Consider the following 15,419-nt stretch of genomic DNA (forward strand, 5'->3'; position numbering starts at 1 on the left):
CGCCCGCCGCCCGCGCGGTCAGTACACGTCCCGCATGTAACGCCGCGCCTTCGAGAGCTTCGCGACATAGTCGTTCGCCGCTTCGTCCGACATCCCGCCGTGCTCGGCGACGACCGCCTTCAGCGCGGTATCGACGTCCTTGGCCATCCGCGCGGCGTCGCCGCACACGTAGAAGTGCGCGCCCTCCTCCAGCCACTTGTACAACTCGGCGCCCTGCTCGCGCATCCGGTCCTGCACGTAGATCTTGTCGGCCTGGTCGCGCGAGAACGCGAGATCGAGCCGCGTCAGGAAGCCGCTGTCGCGCATCGCGCTCAGTTCGTCGCCGTAGTAGAAGTCGGTCTGCGCATGCTGCTCGCCGAAGAACAGCCAGTTGCGACCGCGCGCGCCGCGCGCCTGCCGCTCGTGCAGGAAGCCGCGGAACGGCGCGACGCCGGTGCCGGGCCCCACCATCACAACCGGCACGTCGCCGTTCACCGGCGGCCGGAAATGCGCGGACTTCTGCACGAACACCGGCACGCGGCCGTCGTCCGCGCGATCGGCGAGGAACGTCGACGCGACGCCTTTGCGCGCGCGGCGGCCGTTGTGATAGCGCACGGCCGACACGGTCAGGTGGATCTCGCCCTGGTGCGCGCTCGGGCTCGACGCGATCGAATACAGCCGCGGCTGCAGCCGCTTCAGCATCCCGACCAGCTCCGTGCCCGACAGATCGACCGGGAACTCGTGCAGCACGTCCGCAAGCTGTTGCCCCCACAACCATTGCTTCAGGTCGGCCTTGCGATCGTCGCCGAGCAGCGCCTTCAGCGCACCGTTCGCGCTGCGCGACGCGATGAACGCGAGCGAGTCGGGGTGCGGGCGCGTGATGTCGAAGTGGCGCGCCAGCGCATCGCCGAGTCGCACGTCGCCGACACCCGGCACCGACACGGGGGCGTCGGCCTTCAGCGCGGTGACCGACAGCAGTTCGTCGACCAGCTCCGGGCAATTGGTCGGCCACACGCCGAGCGCGTCGCCGGTTTCGTATTCGAGGTTCGCGCCCTCGGTCGACAGCGACACGTAGCGCGTGTCCTTGGCGGCACCCGGCCGGTTGAGCCGCAGGTTCGCGACGAGCTTCGACGGCGCCGGATGCGCCTTGGTCGGCAGCAGCCCCGACGGGCTCAATCCGGCGGTCGGCACCGCGTGCAGCGCGGCATCCGCTTCCTTGATGCGGGCGACCACGCGTTCGAGCCACTGGTCGGCATCGCGCTGGAATTCGACGTCGCAATCGACGCGCGCACACAGGCGCGCCGCGCCGAGTTCCGCGAGCCGGGCGTCGAGCCGGCGGCCGTGCCCGCAGAACTGGTCGTAATTGCGGTCGCCGAACGCGAGCACCGCGAAATGCACGCCGTCGAGGCGCGCGGCGCTGCCGGCCTGCAGCGCATCCCAGAACTCGCTGCCGTTGTCGGGCGCATCGCCGTCGCCGAACGTGCTCGTCATCAGCAGCACGTATTGCGCGCCGGCCAGCGACGCGACCGGATAGTCGGACATGCACGCGGTGCGGATCTCGAAGCCGGCATTCATCAGCTGCGTCGCGTAATCCTCGGTCAGCGATTCGATGTTGCCGGTCTGCGACGCCCACAGCAGCACGACCTTCGGCCGCGTGCGCACGATCCGCACGCCGCCGGGCGCAGCCGCCTCGGCCGGCAGCGCGGGCGCCGCGCCGTCCGCCGTGTGGGCCGGCATCGAGCGGCTGAACAGCCCCGCGAGCATCCCGTCGAGCCAGAATCGCACGGGCGGCGTCAACGGCGCGCCGGCCGGCAGCACGGGCACGCCGCCTTCGCGCCGGCCGGCGCTCGCCTTCAGCCCGCTGACGAGGCCGGCCACGTACAGGCGCTCCGCATCGGAGAGCGGCGGCGGCGCGAGATCGGCCACGCCGAGCGCGGCCGCGAAAGTGTCGAGGTCTGCCATGTCGGATTCCTGTGAAGCCGCGATCTGCACCGTCGCCGGCGCGGGCCGCGCGTCGGTAGCGGCTGCATCGGGTCGCGCCGTGTCGTCGGCGGCGGACGCGAACGCGTCCGTGTCGACGCGCGTCAGCGCGACCGCGCAATATTTCAGTTCGGGTTGCTGCGATTCCGGATCGACCGCGTCGTTCGTCACCGCGTTGATGCACAGGTCGTCGCCGTACACGTCGTTCCAGTGCATCGGCGCGAAGCAGTTGCCGCGCCGCACGCGCTCGGTCACGACGGCCGGCAGCACCGCGCGGCCGCGCGCCGAGCGAATCTCGACGCTGTCCTTCGTGGCGATGCCGAGCGCGTTCGCGTCGTCCGGATGCAGTTCGACGAACGGGCGCGGGTTCAGCTTGTTCAGCATCGCGACCTTGCCAGTCTTCGTCATCGTGTGCCATTGATGCTGCAGCCGCCCGGTGTTCAGCACGATCGGGAACGTGTCGTCCGGCAGTTCGGCCGGCGCGACGTGCGGCCGCGCGAAGAAGCGCGCCTTGCCCGACGGCGTCGGGAACGCGAGGCGCGGCGCGTCGTGGCCGTCGGCCGCCGGGCGCGGCGTCTGGCTCACGCCATCGTTCAGGTAGCGGATCGGGTGCCGCTCGCGTGCGGTGCCCGGCGCGACCGGCCACTGCACGGGCCCCTCGCGCAGCGCCGCATGGCTCGCGCCGCGCAGGTCATAGCCGGTCGCGGGATTCGAAAAGCGCACGATCTCGTCGAACACGTCGGCCGCCGACGCATAGTCGAACGCATCGCCGAAGCCCATCGCGCGCGCGACTTCCGCGACGATGCGCCAGTCCGGCAGCGCGTCGCCGGGCGGCGCGACCGCGGCGCGCATCAGCGTCATGTTGCGCTCGGAGTTGATCATCACGCCATCGCCCTCGGCCCACAGCGCGCCGGGCAGCAGGATGTCCGCGTAGCGGTTGGTCTCGGTGTCGAGGAACGCGTCCTGCGCGATCACGAGCTCCGCGGCCTGCAGCCCCGCGATCACGTTCTTCCGGTTCGGCACGGTCGCGACCGGATTCGTGCAGACGATCCAGCACGCCTTGATGTCGCCGGCCGCCATGCGTTCGAACAGGTCGACCGTGCCGTTGCCGGTGTCCTTGCGCAGCGTGCCGGCCGGCACACGCCACAGGTGCTCGACGAAGCGCCGGTCGTCGTCGGACAGGACCGAGCGCTGGCCCGGCAGGCCCGGGCCCATGTAGCCCATCTCGCGCCCGCCCATCGCGTTCGGCTGGCCGGTCAGCGAGAACGGCCCGCTGCCGGTGCGGCAGATCTTGCCCGTCGCGAGATGCAGGTTGCAGATCGCGTTGGTGTTCCACACGCCGTGGGTGCTCTGGTTGAGCCCCATCGTCCAGCAGCTCATCCATTCCTGCGCGTCGCCGATCCATTGCGCGGCCGTGCGGATGTCGGCTTCCGCGAGCCCGGTGATGTCGGCGACGCGTTCGGGCGTGTAGTCGGCGAGGAACGCGGGCATCGCGTCCCAGCCTTCGGTGTACGCATCGATGAACGCGGCGTCGGTGTGGCCGTTCGCGTGCAGCAGATGCAGCAACCCGTTCGTCAGCGCGAGATCGGTGCCCGGCCGGATCTGCAGGAACAGGTCGGCCTTGTCGGCCGTGCCGGTGCGGCGCGGATCGACGACGATCAGCTTCGCGCCGGCCTTCACGCGATCCATCATCCGCAGGAACAGGATCGGGTGGCAGTCGGCCATGTTCGCGCCGATCACGAAGAACAGGTTCGCGCGATCGAAGTCCTCGTACGACCCGGGCGGGCCGTCCGCGCCGAGCGACTGCTTGTAGCCGGTGCTCGCGCTCGCCATGCACAGGCGCGAGTTCGACTCGATGTTGTTGGTGCCGACGAAGCCCTTCGCGAGCTTGTTGACGAGGTATTGCGCCTCGATCGACATCTGCCCCGACACGTAGAACGACAGCGCATCGGGCCCGTGCGTGTCGAGCACCGCGCGCAGCCGCCGCGCGGTCTCGGCGATCGCGTCGCGGGCCGGCAGCGGCACGAGGTCATCCTCGCGCGCGCGCCGCACGAACGCGCGGTCGAGCCGCCCGGAACGGCGCAACGCGACGTGCGCCGACGAGCCCTTCGTGCACAGCCGCCCGAAGTTGGTCGGATGGTCGGAGTCGCCGGATACCTTGACGACTTCGTCATCCTCGACGTGCAGCACCATCCCGCAGCCGACGCCGCAGTACGGGCACACGCTCTTGACGGGAGTGGCGGTCATGCGTGCTCCGGGGCGTTCAGGCGGCGATCCACACGAAACCGTCCTCGACCCGTGACGGATACGCGCTCACCGACTTCTCGGGCGCTTCCAGGCATTCGCCGGTGCGCAGGTCGAAATGCTGCTTGTACAGCGGCGACGCGACGACGACGCGCTCGCCGAGGCTGCCGATCAGCCCGCGCGACATCACGGCCGCCTGCGACACCGGGTCGACGTTGTCGATCGCGAACACGCCGCCCGCTTCAGCGTGCGCGACGTGAAACACCGCGACCTGCTCGCCGTTGACGAGCGCGCACACGCCTGTGTTCGGCACGATGTCGTCGAGCGGGCACACACGGGTCCAGGACAGGGGAAGACGATCGTTCATGATGGGCTCCTTGGAAAAGACGCGGGTGTCGGTGAAGATCAAACGGTTGCCGATTCGGTTGCGGATTCGGTGGCCGATTCGGCGACGACCGGAATTCGGACGGGCCTGCCGCCCACGCGCTCGTCGGGCGTCGCGGGACGGATCTGGCCGCGCGTCTCGACGAATGCGATGGTCGCGTCGGGCGCGTCGCTGTTCACGAAGTGACGGAAGCGCTTGCGCGTTTCCGGATCGGTGACGGCCTTCTTCCATTCGCATTCATAGGTGTCGACCACGTGCTGCATGTCGGCCTCGAGTTCGGCCGCGATCCCGAGCTTGTCGTGCACGACGACGTCGGTCAGGTAGTCGAGCCCGCCTTCGAGGTTGTCGCGCCACACGCTGGTGCGCTGCAGCCGGTCGGCCGTGCGCACGTAGAACATCAGGAAGCGGTCGATGTAGCGGATCAGCGTGGCACGGTCGAGATCGGACGCGAGCAGTTCCGCGTGGCGCGGCTTCATCCCGCCGTTGCCGCACACGTACAGGTTCCAGCCCTTCTCGGTCGCGATGATCCCGATGTCCTTGCCCTGCGCTTCCGCGCACTCGCGCGTGCAGCCCGACACGCCGAACTTGATCTTGTGCGGCGCGCGCAAGCCCTTGTAGCGGTTCTCGATGTCGATCGCGAGGCCGACCGAATCGTCGACGCCGTAGCGGCACCACGTCGAGCCGACGCACGACTTCACGGTGCGCACCGACTTGCCGTACGCATGCCCCGATTCGAAGCCGGCCGCGATCAGCTCTTCCCAGATCGACGGCAGCTGCTCGACGCGCGCGCCGAACAGGTCGACGCGCTGGCCGCCCGTGATCTTGGTATAGAGCCCGTACTTCTGCGCGACCTGGCCGACCGCGATCAGCCCTTCCGGCGTCACCTCGCCGCCCGGCATGCGCGGCACGACCGAGTACGTGCCATCGCGCTGGATGTTCGCGAGGTAGTAGTCGTTCGAATCCTGCAGCCCCGCATGCTCCTTCTTCAGCACGAATTCGTTGAAGCACGACGCGAGGATGCCCGCGACGGCCGGCTTGCACACGTCGCAGCCGAGCCCGTGGCCGTGCTTTGCAAGCAGTTCGTCGAAGGTCGTGATGCGCTCGACGCGGATCAGGTGGAACAGCTCCTGGCGCGAATGCGGGAAATGCTCGCACAGATGGTTGTTGACCGCGAGGCCCTGCTTCTTCATCTCGGCCTTCATGATCTGCGTGACGAGCGGCACGCAGCCGCCGCACGACGTGCCCGCGCCCGTGCACGACTTCAGTGCGCCGAGGCTCGTCGCGCCGTCGGCCACCGCCGCGCAGATCCGCGACTTCGACACGTTGTTGCACGAGCAGATCTGCGCGCCTTCCGGCAGCGCGTCGACACCGATCGCCGGCTTCGCCGCACCGTCCGACGACGGCAGGATCAGGAATTCCGGCGACTCGGGCAGCTCGATGCGGTTCAGCATCATCTGCAGCAGCGTGCCGTATTCGGCCGCGTCGCCGACCATCACCGCGCCGTGCAGGAACTTGCCGCAGTCGGACACCACCAGCTTCTTGTAGACCTGGCGGCGCTCGTCCGCGTACTGGTAGGTGCGGCTGCCGGCCGTCACGCCGTGCGCGTCGCCGATGCTCGCGACGTCGACGCCCATCAGCTTCAGCTTGGTGCTCATGTCGGCACCGGCGAACGCGGCGCCCGCCGCATCGGCGACATCGCCGCCGAGCTGCTTCGCGACCACGCGCGCCATGTCGTAGCCCGGCGCGACGAGGCCGTACACCATCCCGTTCCAGGCCGCGCATTCGCCGATCGCGTAGATGTCGGCGTCGCTCGTGCGGCACGCGTCGTCGATCGCGACACCGCCGCGCGGGCCGATCTCGAGGCCGCACGCACGCGCCAGCTCATCGCGTGCGCGGATGCCGGCCGAGAACACGATCATGTCGGTGTCGAGATGCGAGCCGTCGGCGAACGCCATCCGGTGCGTGCCTTCCTCGCCGTCGACGATCTCGAGCGTGTTCTTGCCCGTATGCACGGTCACGCCGAGCGCCTCGATCTTCGCGCGCAGCATCCGGCCGCCGCCGTCGTCGACCTGCACCGCCATCAGCCGCGGCGCGAATTCGACGACGTGCGTGTCGAGCCCCATGTCGCGCAGCGCCTTCGCACATTCGAGGCCGAGCAGCCCGCCGCCGATCACCACGCCGCGCTTCGCGTGGGTGCCGCACGCCTGCATCGCCTCGAGATCCTCGATCGTCCGGTACACGAAGCAGCCCGCGCGGTCGCGGCCCGGCACCGGCGGCACGAACGGACGCGAGCCCGTCGCGAGCACCAGCTTGTCGTACGCGAGCGTTTCGCCGGATGCGAGCGTGACCGTGTGCGCGGCACGATCGATCGACGCGACCTGGGCGTTCAGGCGCAGGTCGAACTGCGGATGACGCTCGAAGAAGCCGGGTTCGACGAGCGACAGATCGTCCGCCGACTTGCCCGCGAAGAATTCCGACAGGTGCACGCGGTCGTACGCCGGGCGCGGTTCCTCGCCGAGCACCGCGACCTGCAGCGCGCCCGCCGCGCCGGCTTGCGCGGCGACGCATTCGAGGAGCTTGTGGCCGACCATCCCGTGGCCGATGACGATGAGTTTCATGATGACGTTTCCTTCGGTCGATCAGTTCATGGCGTTCGCGGCGGCCAGCGCGCGGTCGCGCAGCTCGGCCTCGCGTGCCTTGTGTTCTTCGCTGAAGCGCACGGCCATCGCGCACAATGCGGTCGCGGTGACGGCGAGCCCGAGCAGGCTCAGCGTGTGCTGCACGTCGCCGACGCCCTTCAGCAGGAAGGCCGCGGCCACCGCGCCGACGTTGCCGCCCGCGCCGACGATCCCCGCGACGCCACCCAGCGCCTTGCGGTCGATGAACGGCACGAGCGCATAGGTCGCGCCACAGGCCATGTGCGTGAAGAGACCGAAGGTCAGCATCGCGACGAGCGCCATGCCGATGCCTTGCGCATGCGAGAACCAGATCAGCCCGAGCCCTTCGCCGATGATCAGCGCGCACAGCAGCGTCGCGCGCACGTCGAGGCTGCGGCGTGCGGCGATCTTGTCCGACAGCCAGCCGCCGAGTGCGCGGGCGAACAGCGCGAGCAACCCGAACAGGCCCACCGCGAAGCCGGCGTCCTTCAGCGACAACTGGAAGTGATCGACGTAGTACAGCGCGGCGATGTTGTGGATGAACACCTCGACGCCGAAGCACGCGCCGTACGTGACGAACAGCATCCACACGCGATAGTTGCCGCACGCGGCGAAGAAGCTCGCCCAGCCGCCCTTCTTGCCGCTGTCGACCGTTACGCCCTGCTTGCGCAGCGCGACGAAGTCGCCCTGCGGGCAGTCCTGCGTGAAGCGCCAGTACGCCCAGGCCATCGCGAGCATCGCGACGCCCGGCACGACGAGCGCGATGCGCCACGACGCGTCGTCGCCGAAGCCGAGCATCAGGCCGGCGGCGACCAGCAGCGGCATCATCGCCTGCGTCGCCCCCGCGCCCGCGTTGCCCCAGCCGGCCGTCGTCGCGTTCGCGGTGCCGACCACGTTCGGCGCGAACATCACCGACGTGTGGTACTGCGTGATCACGAAGCCCGCGCCGATCGCGCCGATGCCGAGCCGGCAGATCAGGAACGACAGGTAGTCGTGCGAGAACGACACCGCGAACACGGGAATCGCGCCGAGCACGAGCAGCCCGGCATACACGCGGCGCGGGCCGAAGCGGTCGCACATCGGGCCGACCAGCAGCCGCACGGCGATCGTCGCGGCCACCGCGGCAATGTTGATGTTCGCGACCTGTGCCGCGGTGAGGTGGAATTCGCGCGCGATCAGCGGCATCAGCGGCGCGCACGCGAACCACGCGAAGAAGCACACGAAAAACGCCATCCACGTCATGTGGAACGCGCGCATCGGCGCGGTGCGGAAGCTGAAGAGATCGATACGGGTAGCTTTGTCGGTCATGTCATCCGCCAAACGAAAAACGGCGTCCTGCACACCCGGTCTCGTCGAGACCCGATGTGTAGGACGCCGTTGCCCATGAAGCCCGTTGCCGGGCGCGTCGGTAATCGGTACTGCGGACGAATCGCCGTTGATCCGCCCGAACCAGCTTACGCAAACGCCGTGCCATGTCGGCCCGAATCGCACGCGCGGCCCCGCCGCACAAGGCTCGCCGGCCGGTGCACGCATCGCTGCGGTCCGCCCTGCACGATGCGTCGGGATGCAGCGAGGCACAGATGTGGTGCGCTGCAGCACTGTCTGCGTGCGACATCGCGGTGCGTGCTGACGGGGCGCGATGCACGCCGACGCGGCATCGCGTGTGCCGCTGTCCTGCGGCCATATGCGGGTCGGCATCCGTCGTGGCCGTCACGCAGCGCATATCTCCCGTGCCGATCACCGCGCATGTCGCCCCGCTCGCCGCCAGGTTCGGGCAGGTTGGCCCGGATATTGCTGAATCCTGTCTACACCGGCAACGGCGCCGGTGGGCAGTCCCCGCAAGTCAGGCCCGCCGTCGCAGGCGGGCGCAGCAGACCAGGACAACGACGTCCCCCCGTGTTCGGCACGGCCGGATGCCGTGGTCGCTTCGACCGCCCGCCGCCGCCGCAAGCAACAACGCGTTATCGACCGCCGCACGCACGCGGCACTGGAATACGACATGACGACTGGTAAAGTCACGCTGCTGGGCGCCGGCCCCGGCGATCCCGATCTCCTCACGCTGAAGGCCGTGAAGGCGCTGGCGGCCGCCGACGTGCTGCTGCTCGACGATCTCGTCGCGCCCGGCATCGTCGAACTCGCGCCTCACGCGCGCGTGATCCGCGTCGGCAAGCGCGGCGGCTGCCGCTCCACGCCGCAGGCGTTCATCGAGAAGCTGATGCGCCGCTACGCGCTGCGCGGCGCGCACGTCGTGCGCGTCAAGGGCGGCGACGCGCTGCTGTTCGGCCGCGCCGGCGAGGAACTCGCGACGCTGCGCGCCGCCGCGATTCCGGTCGACATCATCAACGGCATCTCGTCGGGCTTCGCGGCCGCCGCGAGCCTCGGCATCTCGCTCACGCACCGTGAGCACTGCCAGGGCGTCACGTTCGTCACCGCGCATCGCCAGGATCACGGCGAGCCCGACTGGGCGGCGCTCGCGGCGACCGGCACCACGCTCGCGATCTACATGGGCATGAGCCGCGTCGACGGCATCGCGGCGGGCCTGCTCGCCGCATTGCCGGCGTCGACGCCGGCGGCTGCCGTGCAATGGGCCGGCACGCCCGACGCACGCCGCTGGACCGGCACGCTCGGCAATCTCGCGCGCGGCATCGCGGCAGCGCGGCTCGGCAGTCCGGCCGTGATCCTCGTCGGCGGCGCGATCGGGGAAGCGGCCGTGCACGACGTGCCGAACGCGGGTGCCGCGATCGAAACGACCTTGTCCCGGGCGGCGTAGCATGCGCGACACCACGCGGCACCGGCCGCCCATCTTTCATGAAAGCAGCGGCGCGGCCCGCACCGGCCGCCCGCGCGCCGCGCGGGGCGCCGACACGATGTCCGCACGGGTCCAATGCGCCCGATCCGCGTATCGCGCCACGATTTTTCCGCCGCCGTTTGCCTCATGAGTACGCCTGCTCCACCCTTGCGCCTGCGCGTGCTGCTCGTCACCGATACCGACAAGCCGATCGGCGAACTCGGCGACGCGCTCGCGCGCCTCGGCTACGAGATGCTCAACGACGTCGCGACGCCCGCGCGCCTGCCGGCCGCCGTCGAGGAGCAGCGCCCCGACGTCGTGATCATCGATACCGATTCGCCGTCGCGCGACACGCTCGAGCAACTGGCCGTGATGCACGCGACCGCGCCGCGCCCTGTGCTGATGTTCAGCCACGACGCCGACCAGGCGCTGATTCACGCGGCGGTCGGCGCCGGCGTCAGCGCGTATCTCGTCGAAGGGCTGTCGGCCGAGCGCCTCGCACCGATCCTCGAAGTCGCGCTCGCACGCTTCTCGCACGACGATGCGCTGCGCCGCCGGCTCGCCGATGTCGAGCGCGAGCTCGCCGAACGCAAGCTGATCGACCGCGCGAAGCGCCTGCTGATGGACCAGCGCAGGCTGTCCGAGCACGACGCGTATGCGCTGCTGCGCAAGCGCGCGATGGATCAGGGCCTGCGCATCGTCGACATCGCGCGGCAACTGCTCGATGCGACCCACCCGTCATGAATGCCATGAAACCTTCGTCTCCCGCCGCGCCGGAACGCGCGCATCTTCGTCTCGGGTTCGTCGCGCTGAGCGACGCGGCCCCGCTGATCGTCGCGCAGCAGCTGAACCTCGGCGCGCGCCATGGCCTGACGCTGGAGCTGATCCGACAGCCGTCGTGGGCCGCCGTGCGCGACAAGCTGCTGACCGGCGAACTCGACGCCGCGCACGCGCTGTACGGGCTCGTGTGCGGGCTGCAGCTCGGCATCGGCGGCCCGCAGGCCGACATGGCCGCGCTGATGGTGCTGAACCGCAACGGCCAGGCGATCACGTTCGCGCGCGGCCTCGCCGACGCGTACCGCGACAGCGGCAACGTCCGCGCGACCCTCGCGACGCTCGGCCGCAAGCCGCTGCTCGCGCAGACCTTCCCGACCGGCACGCATGCGATGTGGCTGAACCACTGGCTCGCGTCGCACGGCGTCGATCCGCTGCGCGACGTGCGCAGCGTCGTGATTCCGCCGCCCGAGATGGTCGCGGCGCTTGCGAGCGGCGAGCTCGACGGCTTCTGCGCGGGCGAGCCGTGGCACGCGGTGGCCGAAGCGTGCGGCGCCGGCCGGACCGTCGCCGTCACGAGCGAGGTCTGGCCCGATCATCCGGAGAAGGTGCTCGCGACCCGGCGCGATTTCGTCGCGCTGTATCCCGCCACCGCGCGTGCGCTGATCCGCACGCTCGTCGATGCGTGCGCGTGGCTCGACGATGCCGCGCACCGCCGCGACGCAGCCGGCTGGCTCGCATCGCCCGATGCGCTCGGCGTGCCGGCGCGGCTGATCGCGCCGCGCCTGCTCGGCGACTACGGCGCGGGGCCGTTCGCGCAGCCGCCGCTGCCGATCCGGTTCCACGACGGCGGCGCCGTGAACCGGCCGGATCCGCAGGAAGGCCGGTGGTTCCTGTTGCAATACCGGCGCTGGGGCATGCTCGACGGAACGCACGACGACGCGGCGATCGCCGCGGCGATCGCGCAGACGGCGTTGTATGATGCTGCGGTCGCCGAAGGCGGTGCGGCGGGCGGGTGATCCCGGCACGGGGTGCCGGGCCGCAGCGCCATGCCGTGTCCTGCGGAACGCCTGACGCGGTGCGCCGGTTTGCACCGGCGCACCGCGCCGCACGGACGCGTTTGCATCCGTGCCGCCACTCCGTCCCCGTTCAGAATCGATGCCGAAACGAATGCGCACGCCGCTCGACGTGCTGCTCACCGAAATCCGCGCGTGCCGCGCGTGCGAAGCCGACCTGCCGCTCGGCCCGCGCCCGGTCGTGCGCGCCCATCGCGACGCCCGCATCCTGATCGTCGGGCAGGCGCCCGGCGCCCGCGTCCATGCGAGCGGCATTCCGTGGGACGATGCGAGCGGCAAGCGGCTGCGCGACTGGCTCGGTGTCGACGCCGACACGTTCTACGACGCGTCGCGCTTCGCGATCGTGCCGATGGGCTTCTGCTACCCGGGCCGCGGCGCGAGCGGCGACAACCCGCCGCGTCCTGAATGCGCACCGCTGTGGATCGACCGGCTGCGCGCGGAATTGCCGTCGATCCGCCTGATGCTGCTGATCGGCCAGTACGCGCAGCGGCATTTCCTGCGCGACACGCGCAAGGCAACGCTGACCGACACCGTGCAGGCATGGCGCGACTACGGCCCCGACGTGTTGCCGCTGCCGCATCCGTCGCCGCGCAACCAGGCGTGGTTCAAGCACCATCCGTGGTTCGACGCCGAGGTCGTGCCGGAACTGCGCCGCCGCGTCGCGCCGCTGATCGCCGGCTGATGAAGCCCGTCGCATCCCACTCCGTATCCGAATGACTCAGAACGACATCGACTTTTCATGCACCGGCTGCGGCCGTTGCTGCCACGACCTGCGCATTCCGCTGACCGTCGCCGAAGCCACTGCATGGCTGCGGCGCGGCGGCCACGTGGAACTGTTGTGCGACGCCATGCCATGGCCCGTCGAACCGGCCCCCGACGATGCGTTCGCCGCGTACAAGCGGGCACGTTCGTCGCCCGCGCTCAGCGGCTCGCTGCCGGTACGCGTCACCACCCTGCTCACCGCGTCGCATGCCGGGCCGTGCCCGAACCTGCTCGACGACCTGCGCTGCGGAATCTACGACGATCGGCCGCTGGTGTGCCGGATCTACCCGGCCGAGGTCAATCCGTTCGTGCCGCTGATGCCGGACGGCAAGCAGTGCCCGCCCGACGCGTGGCAGCAGGCGCCGCTCACCCGCGGCGGCACGATCGTCGACGCGCTCACGCGCGAGAACATCGCACGCGCGCGGGCCGCGAGCGAGGCCGAGGCGCCGTTGCGCGCGCGACTGTGCACGGCGCTCGGCATCGATACGGCAGCCGTCGCGAACGAAGGCTTCGCGATTCATGCGCCGCCAGCCGACAGGCTGCTGGCCGCGCTGAGCGCGCTCGGCGATGCGCGCGCGACGGCGTCCGCCAAGCCCGCGCCGACGGCATGGACGCTGCTCACGAATCGCACCGCGACCGCGGACACGCTCCGCTCGGTCGGCGCATCCAGCCGGCTCGCCACCGACGAGGCCGGCTCGCGCTGCCGCTACCTGGGCTTTCATCCGGCCGCCTGATTGTCCTGTCGCCGGATGGGATACGCGCCCCTGCCCGGGCCACCCGGCCCGCCCGTCCCGCCCGCGCGGCGCAGCCGGCGGATTCCGGCCGCGCCCGGTTCGCTGTACCATCGCGGCTCAACCGCGTCACGAACAGCAAGATTCTTCATGCCCTCCACCGCCCCGCCGCGCCTGTACGGGATGCCCGAACGCAGCGACCGGCTCGATTTCTACATCCGCGACCAGGCGTCGCGCCAGGCGATCACCGAGCCGCACCGGCACGCGTACTTCCAGATCCAGTTCAACCTCGGCGGCGACACCGAGCAGCGGATCGGCGGCGTCACGCGCCCGTTCCCGCGCGGCGCGCTCGCGTTCGTGCTGCCGCACCGCGAGCACCTGATTCCGCATCCGGAAGGCGCGCACTTCATCGTGATCAACTTCAGCCAGGCGTTCCTGCGCGCCGATCTCGACGTCGATCCGCTCGATCTCGAGGATGTCCCCGCGCAGCGCTTTCCGGAGCTGACGCCGTTCCGCTTCCAGGAACATCTCGACTTCATCCTGACCGGCGACGCGTTCGACGAGGCGCGCCGCCTCGCGCTGTGCATGCTCGATGCCGACCGCGTGCGCACCTTCGGCTCGACCACGTTGCTGCGCGGCTACCTGCTGCAGCTGATCGGGCTCGTCTGCACGCAGTACGCCGGCGCGCTCGACAAGCTCGCGCAGCGCGGCGCCCAGCGGACGGGCCGGCGCGACGCGCTCGCGCGCGTGCTGCGCCACGTGCGCGCGAACCTGACCCGCGAGGACCTGACGCTCGCGGCCACCGCCGAGGCCGCGTTCCTGTCGCCGAACTACCTCGCGCACCTGGTGCGCAAGGAAACCGGCAGCACCTTCACCGATCTCGTGACCGAGCGCCGGATCGCGCTCGCGCAATCGCTGCTCGCGCATACGAGCCGGCGCATCGCCGACATCGCCCGCTCGGTCGGCTTTCGCGACGAAGGGTATTTCGCGCGGCGCTTCCGCGCGCGGGTCGGGGTGTCGCCGAAGGCGTACCGGGACGCCAACGCCGCGCTGCCGGCCGCCGACGAAGCGCCGGCGGCCGGCGACGCGTAGTTTTGTCCGGTTAAAGCGCAGTTGCGTCGCATCCGGGCGCACATGCGTCGGGTATCGTTCCATGCATGCCGGCCCGCGGAGCTTTGCGCGGGCAACGGCATCCGTCCTTTCATCGAACGAGGCCATCCGATGTCCGCATACGTCATCGACGCTTCCGAGCGTCCTTCCGTCGAAGTCGAACAATCGTCCGCGCGCTTTCCGGTGCGCCGCGTCTTCTGCGTCGGCCGCAACTACGCCGACCACGCGCGCGAAATGGGCGCCGATCCCGACCGCGAGCCGCCGTTTTTCTTCACGAAGCCGGCCGACGCGATCGTCCCGGCCGGCGGCACCGTCCCGTATCCGCCGCTGACCAGCGACCTCCATCACGAAATCGAGCTGGTCGTCGCGATCGGCAAGGACGGCCGGTCGATCGACCCGGCCGATGCGCTGTCGCACGTGTGGGGCTACGGCGTCGGCGTCGACCTCACGCGCCGCGATCTGCAGGCCGAGGCGAAGAAGCTGAGCCGCCCGTGGGACTGGGCGAAGGGCTTCGACGCGTCGGGCCCCGTGACCGCGCTGCGCGCGGCGGCCGCCACCGGCCATCCGGCAAGCGGCCGGATCTGGCTCGCGGTCAACGGCGAAACGCGCCAGCAAGGCGATCTCGCCGACATGATCTGGGCCGTGCCGGACGTGATCGCGTACGTGTCGCGCTCGGTCGAACTGAAGGCCGGGGATCTGATCTTCACCGGCACGCCGGCCGGCGTCGGCGCGCTGCAGCCGGGCGATCGCGTGACGGGAGGGGTCGATGGCGTGGCGACGTTCGAGTTCGTGATGGGGGCGAAGCCGTAAGGGGTTGCCTGGGCGCACGCGCCGCGCCGTCCATCCGGCGGCCATCGCGTCGTGTCGCGCCCTGCCGATCCAGACAGCGATGGCATCGTGACGGATCGGCATGCCGTTCCTGTCCCGTCGCTC

At 70.3% G+C, this 15,419-nt stretch carries 11 protein-coding genes; 7 read left to right on the forward strand and 4 right to left on the reverse strand.

The features are described from left to right. Window positions 1-18: 18 nt before the first annotated feature. The 4 genes from DIE06_RS14295 to DIE06_RS14310 are packed head-to-tail and all read right to left on the reverse strand — an operon-like array spanning window position 19 to window position 8,553. Complete coding sequence (locus DIE06_RS14295) at window positions 19-4,206, reverse strand: bifunctional nitrate reductase/sulfite reductase flavoprotein subunit alpha (RefSeq protein WP_124661965.1); 4,188 nt, start codon at window positions 4,204-4,206, stop codon at window positions 19-21. Between the two features lie 16 nt (window positions 4,207-4,222). Continuing rightward, window positions 4,223-4,570 carry a nitrite reductase small subunit NirD gene (gene nirD / locus DIE06_RS14300; protein WP_006761456.1) on the reverse strand — a complete coding sequence of 116 codons (348 nt, stop codon included), beginning with the start codon at window positions 4,568-4,570 and terminating at the stop codon, window positions 4,223-4,225. Window positions 4,571-4,608: 38 nt separating this feature from the next. Then, window positions 4,609-7,206 carry a nitrite reductase large subunit NirB gene (nirB, locus tag DIE06_RS14305; RefSeq protein ID WP_124661966.1) on the reverse strand — a complete coding sequence of 866 codons (2,598 nt, stop codon included), beginning with the start codon at window positions 7,204-7,206 and terminating at the stop codon, window positions 4,609-4,611. A 21-nt stretch (window positions 7,207-7,227) separates the two neighbouring features. Beyond that, on the reverse strand, window positions 7,228-8,553 hold the full coding sequence (locus DIE06_RS14310) for an MFS transporter (protein WP_124661967.1): 1,326 nt from the start codon (window positions 8,551-8,553) through the stop codon (window positions 7,228-7,230). A gap of 691 nt (window positions 8,554-9,244) precedes the next feature. On the opposite strand from DIE06_RS14310, the gene cobA reads away from it, so the two are divergent. From cobA to DIE06_RS14350, 7 genes are all read left to right on the forward strand, one after another. After that, entirely contained in the window at window positions 9,245-10,015 is a 771-nt protein-coding gene (gene cobA, locus DIE06_RS14320; RefSeq protein ID WP_124661968.1) for a uroporphyrinogen-III C-methyltransferase, read from the forward strand. A gap of 165 nt (window positions 10,016-10,180) precedes the next feature. Then, window positions 10,181-10,777: an ANTAR domain-containing response regulator gene (locus DIE06_RS14325; RefSeq protein WP_124661969.1), complete on the forward strand. Its 597-nt coding sequence runs from the start codon at window positions 10,181-10,183 to the stop codon at window positions 10,775-10,777. Window positions 10,778-10,782: 5 nt separating this feature from the next. After that, window positions 10,783-11,826 (forward strand): CmpA/NrtA family ABC transporter substrate-binding protein, encoded by a 1,044-nt coding sequence (locus DIE06_RS14330; protein ID WP_124661970.1) that lies wholly within the window; start codon window positions 10,783-10,785, stop codon window positions 11,824-11,826. A 139-nt stretch (window positions 11,827-11,965) separates the two neighbouring features. After that, window positions 11,966-12,565, forward strand: coding sequence for a uracil-DNA glycosylase family protein (locus DIE06_RS14335; RefSeq protein ID WP_124661971.1), 600 nt, complete (start codon window positions 11,966-11,968; stop codon window positions 12,563-12,565). A 31-nt stretch (window positions 12,566-12,596) separates the two neighbouring features. After that, window positions 12,597-13,379 carry a YkgJ family cysteine cluster protein gene (locus DIE06_RS14340; protein ID WP_124661972.1) on the forward strand — a complete coding sequence of 261 codons (783 nt, stop codon included), beginning with the start codon at window positions 12,597-12,599 and terminating at the stop codon, window positions 13,377-13,379. A gap of 147 nt (window positions 13,380-13,526) precedes the next feature. Next, window positions 13,527-14,468 (forward strand): helix-turn-helix transcriptional regulator, encoded by a 942-nt coding sequence (locus DIE06_RS14345; RefSeq protein ID WP_124661973.1) that lies wholly within the window; start codon window positions 13,527-13,529, stop codon window positions 14,466-14,468. Between the two features lie 129 nt (window positions 14,469-14,597). Further along, window positions 14,598-15,296, forward strand: coding sequence for a fumarylacetoacetate hydrolase family protein (locus tag DIE06_RS14350; RefSeq protein WP_124661974.1), 699 nt, complete (start codon window positions 14,598-14,600; stop codon window positions 15,294-15,296). Window positions 15,297-15,419 lie beyond the last annotated feature (123 nt).

This window comes from Burkholderia sp. Bp8998, from assembly GCF_003854235.1.
Taxonomy (GTDB): Bacteria; Pseudomonadota; Gammaproteobacteria; order Burkholderiales; family Burkholderiaceae; genus Burkholderia.

What these genes read in the sequence shown, in the direction of transcription:
- DIE06_RS14295 (WP_124661965.1), bottom strand. Translation starts at nt 4,206, where the DNA reads ATGACCGCCACTCCCGTCAAGAGCGTGTGCCCGTACTGCGGCGTCGGC.
- nirD (WP_006761456.1), bottom strand. Translation starts at nt 4,570, where the DNA reads ATGAACGATCGTCTTCCCCTGTCCTGGACCCGTGTGTGCCCGCTCGAC.
- nirB (WP_124661966.1), bottom strand. Translation starts at nt 7,206, where the DNA reads ATGAAACTCATCGTCATCGGCCACGGGATGGTCGGCCACAAGCTCCTC.
- DIE06_RS14310 (WP_124661967.1), bottom strand. Translation starts at nt 8,553, where the DNA reads ATGACCGACAAAGCTACCCGTATCGATCTCTTCAGCTTCCGCACCGCG.
- cobA (WP_124661968.1), top strand. Translation starts at nt 9,245, where the DNA reads ATGACGACTGGTAAAGTCACGCTGCTGGGCGCCGGCCCCGGCGATCCC.
- DIE06_RS14325 (WP_124661969.1), top strand. Translation starts at nt 10,181, where the DNA reads ATGAGTACGCCTGCTCCACCCTTGCGCCTGCGCGTGCTGCTCGTCACC.
- DIE06_RS14330 (WP_124661970.1), top strand. Translation starts at nt 10,783, where the DNA reads ATGAAACCTTCGTCTCCCGCCGCGCCGGAACGCGCGCATCTTCGTCTC.
- DIE06_RS14335 (WP_124661971.1), top strand. Translation starts at nt 11,966, where the DNA reads ATGCCGAAACGAATGCGCACGCCGCTCGACGTGCTGCTCACCGAAATC.
- DIE06_RS14340 (WP_124661972.1), top strand. Translation starts at nt 12,597, where the DNA reads ATGACTCAGAACGACATCGACTTTTCATGCACCGGCTGCGGCCGTTGC.
- DIE06_RS14345 (WP_124661973.1), top strand. Translation starts at nt 13,527, where the DNA reads ATGCCCTCCACCGCCCCGCCGCGCCTGTACGGGATGCCCGAACGCAGC.
- DIE06_RS14350 (WP_124661974.1), top strand. Translation starts at nt 14,598, where the DNA reads ATGTCCGCATACGTCATCGACGCTTCCGAGCGTCCTTCCGTCGAAGTC.